The 18,844-nt window shown below is 63.1% G+C and carries 7 protein-coding genes; 4 read left to right on the plus strand and 3 right to left on the minus strand.

Going from position 1 to position 18,844, the window contains the following annotated elements; translation table 11 throughout:
- Positions 1-23: 23 nt before the first annotated feature.
- Together JQS30_RS07245 and JQS30_RS07250 are read right to left on the minus strand one after the other, a co-directional pair.
- The gene (locus tag JQS30_RS07245; protein ID WP_213172691.1) at positions 24-1,760 is read right to left on the minus strand and encodes an ABC transporter ATP-binding protein; all 1,737 of its coding nucleotides are present in this window, start codon (positions 1,758-1,760) and stop codon (positions 24-26) included.
- Entirely contained in the window at positions 1,757-3,484 is a 1,728-nt protein-coding gene (locus tag JQS30_RS07250; protein WP_213172692.1) for an ABC transporter ATP-binding protein, read from the minus strand. Before JQS30_RS07250 ends, JQS30_RS07245 begins: the two co-directional genes overlap by 4 nt.
- A 52-nt stretch (positions 3,485-3,536) precedes the next feature.
- Between JQS30_RS07250 and JQS30_RS07255 the strand changes: the two genes are divergently transcribed.
- The 3 genes from JQS30_RS07255 to JQS30_RS07265 all read left to right on the plus strand — a co-directional run bounded on the left by JQS30_RS07255 (position 3,537) and on the right by JQS30_RS07265 (position 12,910).
- The gene (locus tag JQS30_RS07255; protein ID WP_213172693.1) at positions 3,537-9,050 is read left to right on the plus strand and encodes a non-ribosomal peptide synthetase; all 5,514 of its coding nucleotides are present in this window, start codon (positions 3,537-3,539) and stop codon (positions 9,048-9,050) included.
- A 360-nt stretch (positions 9,051-9,410) separates the two neighbouring features.
- A complete protein-coding gene (locus JQS30_RS07260) occupies positions 9,411-11,156 on the plus strand; it encodes an ABC transporter transmembrane domain-containing protein (RefSeq protein ID WP_213172694.1) in 1,746 nt (581 codons plus the stop codon).
- A complete protein-coding gene (locus tag JQS30_RS07265) occupies positions 11,153-12,910 on the plus strand; it encodes an ABC transporter ATP-binding protein (RefSeq protein ID WP_213172695.1) in 1,758 nt (585 codons plus the stop codon). Before JQS30_RS07260 ends, JQS30_RS07265 begins: the two co-directional genes overlap by 4 nt.
- 97 nt (positions 12,911-13,007) lie before the next feature.
- On the opposite strand, the gene JQS30_RS07270 is transcribed toward JQS30_RS07265, so the two are convergent.
- Positions 13,008-16,571 carry a hypothetical protein gene (locus tag JQS30_RS07270; RefSeq protein WP_213172696.1) on the minus strand — a complete coding sequence of 1,188 codons (3,564 nt, stop codon included), beginning with the start codon at positions 16,569-16,571 and terminating at the stop codon, positions 13,008-13,010.
- 211 nt (positions 16,572-16,782) lie between these two features.
- Here JQS30_RS07270 and JQS30_RS07275 point away from each other — a divergent pair, with 211 nt between their 5' ends.
- Positions 16,783-18,738 (plus strand): elongation factor G, encoded by a 1,956-nt coding sequence (locus JQS30_RS07275; protein WP_213172697.1) that lies wholly within the window; start codon positions 16,783-16,785, stop codon positions 18,736-18,738.
- Positions 18,739-18,844 lie beyond the last annotated feature (106 nt).

An 18,844-nucleotide genomic window follows, 5' to 3' on the forward strand; every position in this document is an offset into this window, starting at 1 on the left:
TTAGGACTTCCTCTCTTCGGTACTTACGGTGCCTCAGCGGAGTCTGAAAGTGGGGCCTGAGCACCCCACATCCGCGCATAGTGACCCTCGCGGGCCAGCAGCTGCGCGTGGTTTCCGCGCTCGAGAACCCGGCCTTGGTCCATTACGAGGATGTGGTCAGCCTCGACCACGGTGTGCAGCAGATGAGCGACCATGATGACCGTCCGGTCGGCACTAAGCTGGCGAATGGCCTGGCCGACACTTCTTTGTCGGTGAGCATCCAGACTTGCCGTAGCCTCATCGAGCAGCAGGATGGGCGCGTCTTTCAAGACAGCCCGGGCGATTGCGACGCGTTGGCGTTCGCCTCCGGAGAGACCGACTCCGCCTTCCCCGACGACCGTGTCGAGACCCTCGGGGAGCCCTTGGGCAATCTGGTCAACTCCCGACAGGCGTACCGCCTGCTCCAACTGCGCCTCGCTGGGGGCGGGATTGCCCAGCCGGATATTGTCGGCCAACGTCCCGGTGAACAGCTGTACGTCTTGGAACACCATCGATGTCGACGCGAAGACCTTGGCGCTACCTAGTTCACGCAGGTCCACTCCGTCTAGGAGCACCGCACCTTGGTCAGGGTCCATAAATCGCGCCAGGAGGCGCAAGAGCGTGGTCTTGCCCGAACCGGAAGCGCCCACGACGGCGGTAACGGTGCCAGGCTCCGCCACAAAGTCCACCTCATGGAGGACCGGTGTGCCATCGGCGTGGCTGGCACTGACCTGGCGAACTTCAATGCGTCCTGCGCCACGGCTGGGGTCACGCTGCGTGGGAACGATCGGCTCGGGCAGCGGTGGGGTGTCCAACAGGCTGGTGATGCGCTCCAAAGACCCGCGGCTGAGACGAATGACGGCGTCCAATTCGGCCGCGCCTTTGCTACTGGCAGCCAGGCCACAGACCAGCAGCAACATGACACATGTGGCGGCGATGGCCTCAGCGGAGGCTCCCTCGTGTCGCACGATGACCACCGAGATCAGGCTAACTAGCGTCAGCTGCACCGCGATGGCGAATGCGCTCATAGCGGGAAGCACCGCCACAGTCATGGCGTCGACCCGGTCGCGCAGGTCCGTCAGTGACCGATCGACAAGCGCGTCAGCCGCCGCTTGATCGGGAAGGAGCCGCAGCTCGCGTTGCATCTGGGCGAACTCAATGACCCGGTTGGCCGCCTCGACGCGGGCCTCAGCCAATCGCGCGTCCGTCTGAGTGACCCGCCGCGAGCTGTGCCGTTGGCACCACAGTAGAACCGGGAGCCAGGCCAGAGCCACAGCCGCGACGATGGGATCAAACCAGGCCAGTGCCACCACGAACAATGCGGGTGTGGCTAGAGCACGCAGGTGAGAAAGCACTAGTTGCGACGGGTAACTCATGACGTCCATGACTCCAGAGCCCATCAGCCGGGTGACTTCTCCACGCCGTCGAGCGGTGAACCACGCCAGGGGCAAAGCCAGCAAATGTGTCGCCAGGCGCTGGTGCAGCGCGGCGGACATGCCGTACCCACAGCGCCGCCCCGCGACGGTGGCGATGGTGACAAATAGGGCCCAAACCAGGCACGTCCCCACAGTGAAGGCGAGGTGCTGCGCGAGGGGCTCGCCTGCGATGAGGGCGTCCAAGAGAGGGAACAGGGAGACGATGACGGCCACTTCCAGAACCGAGGCGGTGATAAGCGCCCCAATGGCCAGAGCGAAACGTTGGCGGTGTGGCCGATCAAGGATGCGGTAACAGGCGATGATCATGCTGTGGTCACCGCCGTTTGGGAGTCGATAAGGGAGGCGAGTGTTCCGTTGCCGGCGGCAAGCTGGTCCGGTTTGCCCGCTTCGGCGACGCGGCCCTCGTCAATGACAATGACGTGGTCGGCGCTCATGACGACATCAAGCCGATGGTCAACTCGGATCACGGTGCACCGGTTGGCCAGGTTGCGCAGGGCCTTGTCGATTGCCCAGGCCGATTCGCGGTCAATGGAGGCGGTTGGCTCGTCGAGCACGATGAGCGTGGGCTCAGCCAGCAGCGCCCGGGCCAGGCATAGCCGTTGGAGTTCGCCTCCGGATAGGTCGATGCCCTCGCCAAGCATGGTGTCGTAGCCCTGCGGTAGGGCCTGTAGCCGGTCATGGATGTCGGCTTCTCGGGCGACTCTTTGGCACGCTTCGATGTCTGTGCCCGGTCGCCCCAGCGCGATGTTTTCGGCGACGGTGCCCCGAAGGATACGGGGACGTTGCCACAGGGCGCTGACGTGGTCATTGAGTTGGGGTTGCAAGGAGGTAAGGGGCGTCTCGTTGATGCTAACTATCCCGGTGTGGGTGGGACGCAGGCCAGTGAGCACTTCGAGGAGGAGGGTCTTTCCCGCTCCGCTGGGTCCAGTGATGACCGTCGTCGCCGTGGCGGGACATGTGAGGTTGATGTCGCGCAGGATGTCTCGTTCGCCTAGTCGTACCGAGACCGCGCTGGCGTGGAGGCTGACTGGTCCACTGGGCCACGACAATGTCGATGCGGCGGCGTTGCCCTCGGTGGGGGAGGGGCACTCTCGAAGCGTTTCCTCGATGGTGCGGGCGGCGTCGGCTCCGGTTGTGATGTCCCACAGGGCGAAGGCCAGCGACCATAGTGGCGACATCATTGCCGGTATGAGAACCATGGCCGCCAGCAGCGTGGTCGCGGCCTGGTTTTGTGGTAGTAGCAGGGTGATCGAGGCAAAAGCGGCCACGGCGATGGGGGACAGGAGCACTTGTTGTGCCGTCATGCTGGGAGTGACGCGGCGGGCCCAGGATTCGACGAACGTGGCCCATCGCTGAGCGGCGGAGCGGAATCGAGAGAGCCCGGTTTCGCTGTAGTGAAAGACTTTCAGTGCGGTGATTCCTTGGACGAACTCGACTGAGGCCCGGTCCAGATCGTGCGACGCTGCTTGATATTCGCGCATGTGTGGTCCCATGCCGCGCCGTTGCCGACGGCTCAGCACCACTGCCGCGATCAGCGGGGCCAGCGCCACTGTGGCCAGTGGCGCGACCCAGATCAGAAGCGCAAGCCCTGCCAGGACCAGCACGAGGGCGGACAGGGCGTTGCCAATGGCGTGGGCGATGACGTGGTGTAGCGCGTCGACGTGGTCAGTGACGATCTGTTTGATCCGGCTGCCGCCTGCTCGATCCACCGTCTCCAAGGGGCTGTGGCGCACGTTGGTGAGCAGGTCGCGCCGGATGTGTAGCTGGAGCCGGTTGTCGGCTCGATGCAGTACGAGGGTGGAGGCCGACCGGGCGATACCGCCGATGATCACGGCGGCCGCGGCCAGCCCCAGGGGCCAAACGGGGTCGGTAAGCGGTTTTCCACCGGCCAGGTGGCTCACCGTGAAGACGGCGACGACCAGCGGCGTTAGCAGGCACAATGAGGCGATGACTTCGAGGCTTAGACCAATGATGAGGGGGGTACGGATTCTTCGCAGCAGGTGGGAGAGCGCGCGCCAATCGGTGGACATGGTTACTATAGTAATGGAAATCATTTTCATTAAATAGTTGAGTCAGGACGCGATGAACGACATGCCCCATCAGAACGCCTCCCGCATCAGCGCACTACTGGCAAACAGAGTCGGCCAACCTGTCACCGAAACCGACTGGGACACTCCACTGGCCTCCCTGGGAGTCGACTCCTTCAGTGCGCTCCGGTGGCGCTCCGACATCACCGAAGCCACCGGAACCGCCCTCCCCCTGGTCACCTTTACCGGGGAACAAACCGTTCGCGACGTTCTCACCGCCCTGACCAAGGCCACCACCACGCCCCAGCCCGAGGCCGCCCCCTCAGCCCCCGCCGAATCCTCCACGCTGACACCCGTCCAAGCCGCCTACTGGGCCGGACGCGGCAGCGAATACCCCCTCGGCGAGGTCGCCACCTTCTGGTACCACGAATACGAACGCGGGCCACAACACCGCAACGGCCGCACCCTGGAATCCGACCTCGACCGCATCGAGATCGCCTGGCGCACCGTCGTCGCCCACCACCCCATGCTGCGCACCGTCATCGGACGCGACACCTGCACCCACATCGCCCGCCATGACGTCCGCGACTGGAACCTCAACCGGATCGACCTGCGCCACGAGGAGGCCCCCGAACGCCGCTGTGATCAACTGCGCCACCAGCTTTCCCACCAAGTGCGCGACGTCGCCCAATGGCCACTATTCGACCTCACCGCGATCGTGCTCCCCGGCGACATCGTGCGCCTCTGCGTCGGATTCGACGTCCTGGTCATCGACTTCGCCAGCTGGGGGCTCGTCATGCGGCAATGGGGTCGACTAGTCGCCAAACCCGACACCACGTTGGAACAATGCCCCATCACCTTCGCCGACCTCGTGCGTCAACGCGCCCACGACCCCGACCGACAGCGCCTGCGTGCCCGTGACCGCCACTGGTGGCAGCGACAAGACATCCCCAAGGCACCCGCCCTGCCCCAACAACCTGACGCGCCGCGCCGCGCGGCCCGATTTGAGCGCGTGCAACGCCGCCTCGACGCACAGACCTGGGAGAAAATCAAAGCACTGGCCACTAGCCACGGCCTCTCACCCACCAGCGTGGTGCTGACCGCATTCGCCCTAGCGTGCCATCAACGCTCCCAGCGCACCACCGAAGAGGGCCTCACCATCAACCTGACCCTCTTTGACCGGCCCGACATCGACGGCATCGACACTGTCGTGGGCGACTTTTCCAGCACCGCCCTGCTTCCCCTGGATCGGGCAGCTGGATTCGACCCCGATGATGCGACCTCCTTCACCGACCTGAGCCGAGCGGTCAACCATCGGCTATGGGACGTACTCGACCACCGTGCCTACTCTGGAGTCGAGGTCGCCCGCGACCGTGACAATGCCGAAGGCTGGCCGGTCGTCTTCACCTCCGGAATTGGCCAAGACTCCGCCCAACAAGACCACTGGCTGGGTAAACGCGACTATGGTGTCTCCCAGACCCCACAGGTGTTGTGGGACCACCTGGTCTGGGAAGAAAACGGGGAACTCGTCCTTGTCCACGACGTAGTCATCGACGCCTACTCCCAAGACCTACGTGACGGCCTCATCAACGCCGAAGAAACCCTGCTGCGCAGCCTCGCGGTCACCGAACGATGGAACCACCCCGCCGTGGCCTGGGACCCCTCCGGCCAACCCATCGAGCCAGCCCAAGCCCACCCGGACGCGGGACCGCAACTGGTCGACCTGTGGCTGGACTCCCTGCGGGACAACGGCACTGCCGAAGGGCCTGCCCTGGCCAGCGGATCGACCACGCTCACCCACGCCCAATTGTCGACCCAGGCTCACAGACTCGCAGCCACCCTGGTCGCGCACGGAGTACGCCCCGGCGACCTCGTCATGGTGGCCCTACCCCGTTCGACGGCCCAAATCGTGGCCGTGCTCGCGGTCGAACTAGCCCAGGCAGGCTATGTTCCCGTCGATCCGGCCTGGCCGGCCCGTCGGCTGTCCACGATCACACACAAGACGAAACTCACCTACGCGCTCCTGGCCGCGGATTCGACAGTCGAACTACCGGAGGGCGTCGTCGGCGTCGAAGTCGACTTGCCGCACACCGAAACGCCCACGCCCACACCACCGCCCCTGCCCGAGGCCACGGCCCGACCGGATGACCTGGCCTACGCCATCTTCACCTCCGGGTCGACCGGTGAGCCCAAAGGCGTCGCCATCGAACATCGCCAAGCCCGCACCACCATCGACGACATCAACCGCCGCTTCTCGATCACCGCACAAGACACAGTGCTGGGCGTATCGGCACTGTCGTTCGACCTGTCCGTCCACGACATCTTCGGCACCCTAGCAGCGGGCGGAACCCTTGTCCTACCAGACGGGCAACGCTTTCGCGATCCGCAACACTGGCTGGAACTCATGGCCGAACACCACGTCACCATATGGAATTCCGCCCCACCGCTGTTGGAAATGCTCGTCGAATACGCCGAGGCCGACCCGATGCTGGCCCGATCCGCGCTGGCGAGTCTGCGACTGTGCATGCTCTCGGGTGACTGGATTCCCGTCACCCTTCCCGACCGGTTGCGCGCCCTGGCCCCGAACGTTCGCATCCACAGTCTCGGTGGTGCCACCGAGGCGTCCATTTGGTCTATTACCTATCCCATCGGTCAGGTTGACCCTCAATGGCGCAGCATTCCCTACGGTCGAGCCTTGAGCGGGCAATCGTTCTGGATTCTCGATGAAGACCAGCGCCCCTGCCGGGTTGCCCAGACCGGAGAGTTGTGGATCGCCGGCGAGGGGGTCGCGCGCGAATACATTGGCGACCCGCAACTAACCGCCGAACGATTCATTCACCGGCCCGAACTGGACCAGCGGCTTTATCGCACCGGTGATCTTGGACGCTGGAGGGACGATGGCACCATCGAGTTCCTGGGGCGCACCGACCGGCAAGTCAAAATCCGGGGCCATCGGATCGAACTGGGCGAAGTCGAAGCCGCTTTGGAACGCACCGGGGAAGTGCGCCAATGCGTCGTCTCCGCCATGCCCGGGCCCGATGGCGCTTTGCGCTTGGTCGCCCATGTGGCCCGCAAAGGCGAAGAGTACGGCAGCGCGGCACCCACGTTTGACGAACGGGATGTCGTCGAACGTCTCCGAAAACTCCTGGTCGAACAGGTACCCGAATACATGGTCCCCAGCCGCTTTGTCGTCTTGGCGGCCCTACCGGTGAACGCGAACGGCAAAGTCGACCACAAGAGCTTGGAGAATCCCTTTGCACGCCGCCGTCCGGCCGACGCCCAAAAACCCGCACCAGCGGCGAGCCCACCAGCCCCGGAGGAGACCGGAGAAGATAACAGGGAATCTTCGCCTCTCCTCACTGTCCTCTCCCAGATCCTCGGCGAAGACCTCGACCCCGAACAGTCCTTGACCGCGATGGGGACGACCAGCGTGCAAGCGATCAGGATCGCCAACGCCATCGAAGACCACGGTTACCCCAGACCAGCCCTGGCTGACCTGCTGACCGGAGACCCCATCCGTACGCTCATTCCGCGTCTGGAACTGCCCGCGGCCGGGGCGAACGATGAGGCGGAAACCAGCCTGCCCCAAACGAAAGCGCCCGCAGTTTGGCAACATCGCCCCATTGGTGATCTGGCCGCGACTGCCTCAACCCTGGTCAGCTCCCCCGTTGCCGATGTCCCCGGCCCGGAGGTTCTCTCGCCGGAGCGGCCACGGCCTCCCCTGCCGCCGGCTCCGGAACCCCTCTCAAACTCAGTGATCCCGGCAACGGATGATCTCGCCACGCAGCTGCGGGCGCTGGCCGATTTGCTTGACACAGTCCGCACGCGTGCGGCTGATCTCGCTCCCAAGTTGACCGCTTTGACTTCGCAGGGAGTAGAGCTACCGGAACTTGCCAACGTTTCGGTCCCCGTTATTCCCACTCAGCGGTCAGCGCCCGCGGTGGAGATGGTCCCGCCGCGTGAGGAGGCCTTCCCGTTGACCGAAATGCAGCTGGCCTACCTGGTGGGCCGGGCCCGGGATGAACATGGTCGCAGCGCCGCGCCGCACTTCTACACCGAGGCGCTGGTTCGCGACCTCGACCTTGAACGATTCGAGCGCGCGTGGGCCACAGTGGCGGGTCGGCATCCGATGTTGCGCGCGGTGATCACCGAAGACACCAGGCAGCGGGTGTTGCCGATAGTCGAGGTTGACACGCGGATTGAGGTGCGCGACCTACGCGGTCTCACCGGCGCTCAACAGCAACGGCAACGCGAAAGGATCCGCAATGAGCGGTCTCACCGGGTCCTGTCACCGACCAGGGCGCCGATGGTGCGGTGGCTGGCGGTTCGACTCAGCGACGGTGACTGGCGAATACACCTCGATCTCGATTTGCTGTTTTGCGACGCCGATAGCGCGGTGATCTGGATAGAGGAGCTACGCGAGGAATACCGCGACCCCGGCGCGCTTTCTGCCGCTCCATCGGCGCATTTTTCCAGTTGGGTCGCACATGAGGCATCGAAGGAGAACTCACAACGCTATTGGGACGAGCTCATGGGCCACCTACCACCGGGGCCGCAGGTGACCCGCCGCGACCAGCTTCTGCCCGGCCCGCAGGTAGTGCGACGGCGCTTCGGCCTGGTCAGCCAGGAGTGGGAGTCGTTTCAGGATCGGGCCCGCTCCGCTGGCGTCACCTCGGCGTGTTTGGCTCTCGACACGTTGGGCCAAGCCCTAGCTGAGGCAGCCTCGGGCGGAAGCGTCGTCCTGACATTGAGTGACCGGCCGGACGAGCATGTGGGAGTGGTCGGCGATTACACGGCCACCATGTTGCTTCCTATTGGCGTGGGTGGCGGCCCCACCGACCAGCGTCTACCGGCGTTGCAACGTCAACTTGCCGAAGGATTGGATCACGCTTTGGGGCCCGGCGGCGTCCATGGCAACGCGGTGATGCGCTCGCTGCGTTCCCGGGGCGAGGCCGTGTTTCCGGTAGCGGTTTCGATGTCGTTGCAACCATCATCCACTGACGCCTCGCAGCTACTCGATGGATTTGGGCGCACCGAGTATGCGATCAGCCAGACGCCGCAAATCCTCGTGGACGTGCAGTTGTTTGCTCTGGATGGAGAGCTGGTGGTCAATATTGACGCCGACGAGTCGGTGGTGGACCCCGTTTGGGTTGAGACGTTGTTGCGCACCTGGCGCAGTCTGCTGACGCCTTCGGCCAAGCCTGAGACGCAAGAGGCGCCGGTTCGTGCGCAGTCGGTGCGCCGCGACGTCGCCGAAGTTTTCGCGCAGCTGTTGGGCCATGAACGGTTGGACGAGCGGTCCAGCTGGTTTGACCTCGGCGCTACCTCGTTGACATTGGTGAGCGCTCAACGGCATCTGCGTCAACGTGGCTACGAGTTGGACGTGATCGATCTGTTCGCCCATCCGACATTTCCCGCCACAGTGGCTCATCTGACCGGTCGAGTGGGCAAGGAGCCCTTGCCGTCCGAACCAGAGCCCACGGTGGTCGACCTCTCTGCGGTTCCACCATCTGATGTGGCGGTGGAGCGGGCCCGCGCCCGGGGCCGACGCAGGCGCGTGGCCCGCTAGGAGGGGCGCGGGCGTGACCTCGTTGTGCACGGTGGCGCGGCCACGCCCGATCTCGAGGCGCAATAGCACGGTCTCGTTCAGTGGCGGAGCATAGAGCAGGGGCGAAGCTCAACCATAAATAGAAAATAAAGTTGCCTGATTGTTTTGGGTCCACTATCGTGCTGTGAGAAACCAGAAGCGCACACGGCTGTGTCCAAAACACCTGATGCGCCAACCCACCGATCCCACCCGAAAACACCGTGCCCACAACGTCCGTGAACCCTCATGCCCTCGTGCCGCACACCCTTAAACCGGTCGCCGGCCCGACGCGCGTGCCCGCCACAGACGAAGGGTCTAGCCCCCTGAGAGGTCATGCCCGTCATGCAACTCCTCGCCCCCCTGCCGACCAGCGAACCAGGTAACCCGCCCCGCAGCAGCGCACTATCCCTGATGGGGTGGATCTACCTCAAACAATGGCGGACACTATCGCTCAGCGCCCTCAGCGGATTGCTATGGATGGGGCTGTTCGCCTCAATGCCCTTCGTCATCGGCCGCGCCATCGACCAGGGCATATCCGAAGGCATCGGCCCCAGCCTGTGGATATGGGGTGCGGTATTCCTCGGACTCGCCTACTGCGCCTGGCAATTTACCTACTGGATGACCTACCTCGACTTCTACAACAGCACCGCGATGGGAATGCGGGTCGTGCAGTTGATCAATCGGCACGCAGGCCACACCGGAGCCGCCCTACCCACCAAAATCTCCACCGGAGAGGTCGTCGCCGCCGGAAACATCGACGCGCGTTCCATCGGCGAGTCCTGCTTCTTCCTCGCCCGCGCCGTAGGCGGAATCGTGTTCTTCCTAGTCGTGGCCGCCATCATGTACCGCATAACGCCCCTATTGGGGCTCGTCGTACTCTCCGGCCTCCTGCTACAAGCCATCGTGCTCGGGCCACTGTTGTCACCCCTACAAAAGAGAGTCCTGCGCTACCGAGAACAAGAAGGACACCTCACCGCGCTGGCCCAAGACATCGTTGCCGGGCTGCGAGTGCTGCGCGGAATAGGGGGCGAAGCCCACATGTCCCAGCGCTACCGAGACCAGTCCGCGCAGCTGCGGCACTACGGCAACCGATCGGCCACCGCATTCGCCACCATCAGCGGCCTCGAAGCATTCGTGCCCGGACTACTCCTAGTGGCCGTCATCTGGGTTGCCTCCGCCGAGGCCATCAACGGGGCACTCTCGCCGGGCCAACTCGTCGCCACCTTCGGCTACGCGGCATTCCTGTGGCTTCCGATGGTCATCTTCAGCATCATTGCCACTCGCGGCACGGTCGCCTACGCTGCCGCCAAGCGAGTCGTCCGCACCCTCCAAGTCCAGCCAGCTATCGACGACAGCCATGATGGCCCACCAGTGGAACCGGGTGCCCTAGTCGATCCCGACTCCGGCTTCGAAGCACGCAACGGCGCATTCACCGCCCTCACCGGCACCAACGCCGCCGATCTAGCCGACATATGCGACCGCCTAGCCCGCTACACCGACACCAATGCCAGTCTGGGCCACCGTCGCTTGGACGAATATCGGCTAGATGAGGTGCGAGCTCACGTGCTCTTGGCGACCAACGAACTCGCCCTGTTCCCCGGCACCTTGCGCCAAGCTATCGACCCCAGCGGCACCAGTTCCGACGCAGAGATCCTGGCCGCTTTGCACGTGGCCGCCGCCCAAGACGCCATCGACAGCGTCGGCGGCCTTAACGGAGACATCGCCCCAGGCGGACGCAACCTCTCCGGCGGCCAACAACAACGACTCAAACTAGCGCGCGCACTCGTGGCCAACCCACCGGTGCTGATCCTGCTGGGACCAACCACAGCCATGGACTCCAGCACCGAAGCCCTAGTCGCACAACGTCTACGGGCCTTCCGTCAAGACCAGACCACCATCGTCGTCACATCCTCGCCGGTACTGCTCGACGCCGCCGACACCGTTGCCTTCATGGTCGAGGCCCACCTCAAAGACACCGGAACTCACCGCACCCTGTGGGCCACCAACCCTAGCTATCGACACCTCATCGACCGAACACACCACACCACGCCCCCGGCCGTCGAGGACAGTGAGGACCAGAACCGATGATCGACTCTCAGCTACCCGTTGCCACAACTGGCGACACCTGGCGATCGGCACTGAGATTGCTGCGCCGCTACCGACTGGCGCTGGCAGGCACCATCAGCGTTTACGCACTTGCCGTGGCCGCCTCACTCGCGCCACCGTGGCTGCTAGGGCATCTCATCGACGGAATCGGCACGGCCACCCAATCCACCGTGAACACGATCGCGGCATTGGCGCTGGGATTCTTGATTCTGCAAGCCCTCCTGACCGGGCTATCACGAGCCTGGGCCTTCCGGCTGGGCGAGAGGATCGTCCGCCGCCTGCGTGATGGCTTCATCGTCGACTCGTTGCGCTTGCCCACCTCCACTGTTGAGCGCTCTAGTGGAGACCTCATGACTCGCTCCACCGACGACATTGGGCTACTCAACGACGTGGTGCGCCGAGCGGCTCCCGAAGTGGTCATGGCGGTGGTGTCGGTGACGATCATCGCCGGGGCGCTATTTGTGATCAACCCATATATGGCCGCCGCCTGCATCGTCGCCATTCCGCTAATCGGGCTGCCAGTGCGGCACGTGCTACCAAAGGTGCGGCCTCGGGTCTTGGCCGAACGGGCCGCGCTGAGCACAGTGGCGCAAAACCTCGCCTCCACGGTCGACAATGCCCGCACAGTGGAGGCATTCCGCCTTGCCCAGGCCCGCCAGGACACCATCCACGATTGCCTAGGCGAGGCCTACCGCAACAGCTACCGGGCAATGTCACTGCGGCGCATACTGTTCCCCGCCATCGACGGAGGAATGGCGATGGTGCTGGTCGCCGGGATCATCATCGGCGGCGTCCTCTACGATGCGGGCCTGGCCAGCCTGGGAGAAATCGCCACCGTGCTGCTGCTGATGAAACAAATGTCGGAACCGGTGGCCACCGTGGTGATCTGGTTGCAGGTGTTTATGCAAGGCGGAGCGTCCTTTTCCCGCATCATCGGGGTCGGCTCCGCGGCCCAGACAGCGCACCCACCAGCCGAGCCCACCCCAGCAGACTCGAAGAAATCCGCTGAAGTGCGGCTGGAAGACATCTCCTTTGCCTATACCGACGGCAACGAGGTACTGACCGACATCAACCTGCGCATACGCCCCGGGGAACGTCTGGCGATCGTCGGACCCTCCGGGGCCGGGAAGACGACCCTAGGGCTGCTCATAGCCGGAATCGAACGACCCCAGTCCGGCCGGGTCACCATTGGCGGCCTGGACATCACGCACAGGACACCCGAACAACGCCGCAGTCAGGTCCTGCTCGTCAGCCAGGAACAGCACCTCTTTAGCGGAACCGTCACCGACAACCTCATCCTTGCCAAACCCGACGCCACCGAGGAGCAACTACGGGAAGTGCTACGCACCGTAGGAGCCGATGAGTGGCTGGCTAACTTGCCCGATGGGTTGGACACCGACATCGGTGCCACCGGTACCAAAGTCGATCCCGGCATTGTGCAGCTGTTGGCGCTGGCCCGGTTGATCCTGGCCGACCCCGACGTCTTGATTCTGGACGAGGCGACCTCCCGGATGGAACCAAGTGCGGCGCGCGAGTTGGAACAACGGCTGGTGGAGACCATGAGTGGTAAGACCATCATCAGTATCGCCCACCAGCTGCATACGGCGGCCTCTGCCGACCGGGTGGCCGTCATCGACGGGGGCCGCATTATCGAACTGGGCCGACACGACGACCTCATCCACGCGGGCGGAACCTATGAGAACCTCTGGAGAAGCTGGAGAGCTGTGACAAAGTAAACCCGTGCAGAGTAGGTGTGGGCCATGCGGCTAGCGGCCGCATAGCCCACACCTACTTAACCTTTCGGCCTCGAAGAGGTAAGAGCGGAGTCTTGTCTCAGCGGCGCAGGTCTGGGTACCACGGAAATCCCAGCGCTGCGGCAGAGTCGGCCGAACCACCGCATACCCGTGATATTGACGTTGGGTTGGTCTCCTCAAACCGAGAACAGATCTGGTCGACCACCTTGGTGACCGCGTCATCGTCCACCACGGCCGCGTCATCAATGGTGGCGTCGTACACGAATTGGAGTAGATGATCTTCGAAGGTGCTCGCAGTCGCGGGGAACGTGAACAGCACCCTTAGCTGCGTGGGTTCACGGTGGTAACTGTCGGCCCATCCTGAAGTGCAATTCCATTGGCCTAGTAGGTGAGGATCGTCTTCAAGTCGGGTTGCGACCTGCCGGGCTACTCGCGCGGCCGGCCATTCCCAGTCCCATTCTCCATGCGCCCGTGCGACCTCGGCTTGGTACGCAGCGGCGTCGAACCGATATACGGTGACTTCTCCCTGTGCCGCCAGGCTGTCGCGTACCTCCCACACGACCGTTTCGGCATCGTCCAACCACATCTTGGCCCACAGTTGCCCGCAGCAGCCCGCGGTACACCATGCTTCGGCAAGGCTCACCTCCCGCGGTTGCGCGGTTACGAGCAAAGGTGAGTGACCGGACAGCAAAGTGCTCGGACCGGCACCAGAACCGCGCTGAAAGAGGTTGGCCACCAGGGGCATACCGTCGATGAGGAACTCGACTGTCGCTCCATGGGGGCCTGAGGGTGGCCCCACCGATACATGCATGGCAAATGATGGGAGCCGTGACGTGGATTTGGTCAGTGCCGGACGGTATCGGGTCAATTCCCGTCGGATCCAGCACAGGTAGCTGTCGGACGACCCCGTTCGCGCCGCATCGGTCACCATGTCTCGCACCCGTGCCGAGGAAAAGATCTCTTCGAAGGCAGTCAGCACAGCTTTACGTTGCCCGCCTTTCCACGGCAAGGTCGCCAGATGGCCGCAATAAACCGACTCCCGCAATCGTAGGGCCAGACCCAGTGCGGCGATGTCGGAAGTGAATCGCACCAGGTTCTGTGCCACGTGCACCAGAAGCTCGACTGGCCCATGCAAGGACCTGACTGGATCACAGGTAGACCAACTATCCCAAGCCTCCCAACCGTCGGGGAGCGCAAGGAGAATTTCCGCCACGGTTGCGGCAATCTCCTCTTCCGACAGCACCAAGCTGGTGCGCACCCCCGCATCAGGGACGCTGTTGAGCAACTCTTGATAAGTCCACCTCGCCGAACACAGACTCTTGGCAATAGACGCCTTGACCGAGCCATCCGCGTGCGCGGCGATCCAAATCAGGTGGGTTGCCACTTGCGGAACATTATCCAACGCTTCGATGCCCAAGGAGCTCAGTTCGTCTCCCATCAGGGCGATCGTTCGCACCAAGGGCGCTTCCTCGCCGGTGCATCGCCCCCGCAGAAGCCGCAGGCCGACCACCAGTTCGGTCTTGGTGAGGCCTTCTCGCAGCAGATACGTTGCCATACGACGACATTCTCGGTCGGAAATCGGTATGACCATGTCGCGAAGATCCGAGGTCAGGGAGTAGGTGGGAGTAACGCTTTGCAGCTGTTGGGCTAGTTGGCCCAAACTTGCCTGAGAATCCACCTCGACCGCGATGAGTTGCTCGCATATTCGCTCCGCAGTACTTTCCGCACATCCGGCAGGCGGAGTCGCATCAGATACCTGTTCCCACAGGGTGTCCCGCTCGGCTTCGGTGATCGGGCGAAACGGCTCTTGGCTACAGAGTCGAATCAGGCGAGCATAGAGAGAGGGTGTCTTTCCTTGCACCGAACGCCGGTTATGACGGGGCCTCTCTGGCCACCCCACATCAGCGCGGCAAGAGAGACGGTCATTCCCACCTAGGAACGCGGTGCTATCCGGGGCGTTGGTGGCTATCTCAGAGATGACCTCACCCACGGCTTGGCCGATCGCGGCATCGTCAACCACTGCGGCGTCAGCCAGCGAGAACTCGAGAGTGAATCGAGACGGTCGATTCGTGAGGACCGGATCGGAGAATGTTACCCAGAACTGTTCAGATACCCCAGATTGTGCCCCGGTCCGCGAGGAGTCAAATCCCCACTTTTTCAGCAGGCTGGGGTGCTGGCGCAAAGTCGTCTCCAGCTTTCGGGCCGCCCGGTGGGCGGGCCACTCCCAAGAACCATCGGTGGCCGCTCGGTCGATCTCAGCCAGATAGCTATCGGATGGGAACCGATACTGTGCCAAGGAGACCTCAGGCTGGCGGCTATTGCGCACATCCCAAACGACCCAGTGGCCCTCATGCCGAATGTCGACGGTCAACGCGCCACAGCACGGGGTGGTGCAACTAGCTTCGGCCAGCACTACCTGAGACAATGGTGCCGCAGGCAACCAGGCCGAGCGATCGGTGAGCAGCGACTGTGGGTCCATTGCCGGGCCGAACGGGAAGTGAGCCGACACCAGCGGCCGCCCCGCGGCCAGAATCCGCGTTTCCACCCGGCCCGGGTGACCAGGTGGAGGAACAACAATGCGCACAGAGAATTCCTGAGGCTCGCCCACGTCACTATGCAGTCGAGCGACATAGCGATATAGCCAGCAGGCGCGGGCGTCACTAGCGTCTTGTCTCAACGCGGCAGAGACAACCGAATGAGTCTGTGCCGAGGTCAAACACGCCCGCGACTGGGCGATATAACGCTCCCGGTCACCGGGCTGCCACGGTAGCAACGCGAAGTTACCGCTGACCACCGATTCATGGACTCGAGCCACGAACTCAAGACCCACAACAGTTCCGGACAGAGCTCCCGAGATCGACGCGAGCTCCGTCAACGCCGCCACGCCAAGATTGAGGCTCCTAAACACCTGCGCACTGGCTGTTCCGAAAGGCAGGTCTAGCAACAGTGCCAGGACTTGGCACGCCTGGGCGGGACTCTTGAGCTGGCCAGGCGGCACAGACGCATCTGCAGCCAACATGGAGGCGCCCAGATTCAGCACGCGAGGTGGCCCTGGCGAGCCGCTAATGTGGGTATACGTCGGTTGAGGCAACCGATGGACTCCCGTACGCTCGGCAATCCACTCCACATGGGATTCGAGGTGTGGGGACCGTGCCAGCAATCCTATCGCCGGTTCAAGGTATGGCGATCCCAGCAACGCGATCGTTCGCGCTGTCCGCGCATCATCCTCGGCCACCTCATAGGACAGCAGATGCAAGCCAACGGCAACCTCGGCGAAGCTCAATCCCTCATAGAGCAGGACGTGACCGATTGACCGAGCCTTGTCTACAGAGCACAGCCGCGCTTCGTGGTTCAGACGATGGATGAGGGCTTCGACATCGCCATATAGCCGCAGCCACAGCTGCAAAGCGCGAACACTGGAATCGCAGGCGGGATCGGTGGTGTGGAAGATGTGTAGGAAATCGTCGGCCGCCGCTGGAGACTCCGGACGAGACCGGGGACAAACCCAATGATTCTTGGCTAGTGCCCGGATCTGTGCTTCGGGGACCGGCTGACGTGGATAGCGTTCGATGAGCTGGTGAACGCGAGCGAGAAGGGGAAGGGAGTTCTGGGCGAGCGCCTTGCGCTCGACGGCAGAACTCATTTACCTGAGGTACTCGATTCGACAATCATGAAAAACATCTTAGACAGTTCGCTCTACGCCTCCACACCGGAGCCCCACCAAAAACTCGGTTGCGGCCCGATCGATCCCTTGCTTCAATGAATGCGTCATATCCACGCCCAGGAGGTACCAATGCGCCGAAAGATCACGTCAACCCACCGTGACCTGTTCTTTCGCCGTAAGGATATGACCTTTGACATCTATTTTGAATCTCGGAATCCTAGCCCATGTTGACGCGGGAAAAACCAGCCTGACCGAGCGCCTGTTGCTCCACGCCGGGGCGATCAAGCGCGCTGGCAGCGTCGATGCGGGCGATACCCACACCGACTCGCTGGCGTTGGAACGCCAACGCGGTATCACCATTAAGTCCGCCGTCGTCTCGTTCACCCTCGGTGAGGTCACCGTCAACCTGATCGACACCCCTGGCCACCCGGATTTCATCGCCGAAGTGGAGCGGGTTCTCAGCGTGCTCGATGGCGCCGTTTTGGTGGTATCGGCGGTCGAAGGAGTGCAGCCCCAGACACGCATTCTGTTGCGAACCTTGCGCAGGTTGGCTATTCCCACGCTGATCTTTGTGAACAAGATCGACCGCCTCGGTGCTCGATATTCCTCACTCTTGAGCGATATCGCCACCAAGCTGAGCCCAGGGATCGTGCCCATGGGCGTGGTGGAAAATCTTGGGCAGCGAGATGCCGACTTTGTGCCGTTCGCGATGGCCTCTGTTGAATTCGCCAGCGAGCTGAGCGAAAAACTCGCCGACCATAGCGACGAAATCCTGGCTGCTGTGGTTGAGCAGACCGCCATGTCCTCCTCGCAGCTGCATGATGAGCTCGCCGCCCAGACTGCCCGCTGCCACATCATTCCGGTGTACTTTGGCTCTGCCTATACCGGTGCGGGAGTCGAGGAGTTGTCCGAAGCGATAACGACATGGCTGCCCACCTCGTCGGGGCAGTCCCACGAGCCGGTGTCGGGAACGGTGTTCAAAGTAGAACGGGCTCCGTCTGGCCAGAAGATCGCCTATGCGCGGTTGTTCTCTGGAACGATTCGGGTGCGCGAGCGGCTACGTTTCGCCTCGGGGAGGGAAGCCCGAATCACGGGCCTACGGCATTTTGAAGATGGAACCCTCACAGCAAAGCCACATCTCAGCGCCGGACAGATCGGTCAGCTTCTGGGATGCGACTCAGTTCGCATCGGCGACTGGTTTGGTCAAGAGCCTCCCCGGGCGGCCCAACAGTATTTCCCGCCGCCGACCTTGGAAGCCGTGGTAGTACCGAAACCCTCGACGGACGTGGTCGCTGTGCGCCAGGCATTGAGCCAAATCGCCGAACAGGATCCCCTCATCAATCTTCGCCAGCGAGAAGATAGCGGTGAGGTCAGCGTTTCCCTCTACGGCGAGGTGCAAAAGGAGGTCATTCAGTCAACCTTGTTGACCGACTTTGGGCTTGAGGTTGGCTTTCGCGAGGCAACCACGATCTGCATTGAACGTCCCACCGGCAGTGGAGCGGCCGCCCAGATCGTGGGGGAGGAGTCCAATCCGTTCCCGGCGACGGTGGGTCTGCGCATCGACCCGGCGCCGGTTGGCACTGGAATCCAGTTCCGGCTGGAGGTGGAACTAGGGTCGATGCCTTCCTCGTTTTTTCGGGCGGTGGAGGATGGAGTCATGCAGACATTGCGGCAGGGCCTCTATGGCTGGCAGGTCACCGATTGCGTCGTCACCGTGACTCACTCCTCCAGCGCCGCCCCGGCCAACTACGCCAGTGACTTTCGGCTCCTTGCGCCGCTTGTGGTCATGTCAGCGTTGAAGAGGGCTGGCACGGCGGTCTTTGAACCGATGGATCGATTCCTCGTGGAGGCCCCTAGCGAGGCCCTGGAAACTCTCATACCAGGCCTTGGCGCGGTGCAGGCTGTGCCGGATTCAGTCGCTACGCGTGGTGTGACGACGCAGGTCAAGGGCATCATCCCCAGCCGACAGGTGGGGGAACTGACACGGCAATTGCCGGACCTCGCTGGCGGAGAAGGAATGTTGGAGACGGAATTCGATCATCACCGCGAAGTGCGCAGGAAGCCACCTTCGAGACCGAGGACCGACTACAACCCGCTCAACCGCACGGAATATTTGATGCGGTTGGCCGGCACGATAGCTGAGTAACGCACGCAGCTACTGAGATTGCAACGCGAGCGTCCCCTGGCGAAACTGGAGCCAAACGGTAGCCTAGATGTTTTCGGTTCGCGGATTGAAGAATCGTGGGTGGTCT

Source organism: Natronoglycomyces albus, from assembly GCF_016925535.1.
In the GTDB taxonomy this organism is placed as follows: domain Bacteria; phylum Actinomycetota; class Actinomycetes; order Mycobacteriales; family Micromonosporaceae; genus Natronoglycomyces; species Natronoglycomyces albus.

What these genes read in the sequence shown, in the direction of transcription:
- JQS30_RS07245 (WP_213172691.1), bottom strand. Translation starts at nt 1,760, where the DNA reads ATGATCATCGCCTGTTACCGCATCCTTGATCGGCCACACCGCCAACGT.
- JQS30_RS07250 (WP_213172692.1), bottom strand. Translation starts at nt 3,484, where the DNA reads ATGTCCACCGATTGGCGCGCGCTCTCCCACCTGCTGCGAAGAATCCGT.
- JQS30_RS07255 (WP_213172693.1), top strand. Translation starts at nt 3,537, where the DNA reads ATGAACGACATGCCCCATCAGAACGCCTCCCGCATCAGCGCACTACTG.
- JQS30_RS07260 (WP_213172694.1), top strand. Translation starts at nt 9,411, where the DNA reads ATGCAACTCCTCGCCCCCCTGCCGACCAGCGAACCAGGTAACCCGCCC.
- JQS30_RS07265 (WP_213172695.1), top strand. Translation starts at nt 11,153, where the DNA reads ATGATCGACTCTCAGCTACCCGTTGCCACAACTGGCGACACCTGGCGA.
- JQS30_RS07270 (WP_213172696.1), bottom strand. Translation starts at nt 16,571, where the DNA reads ATGAGTTCTGCCGTCGAGCGCAAGGCGCTCGCCCAGAACTCCCTTCCC.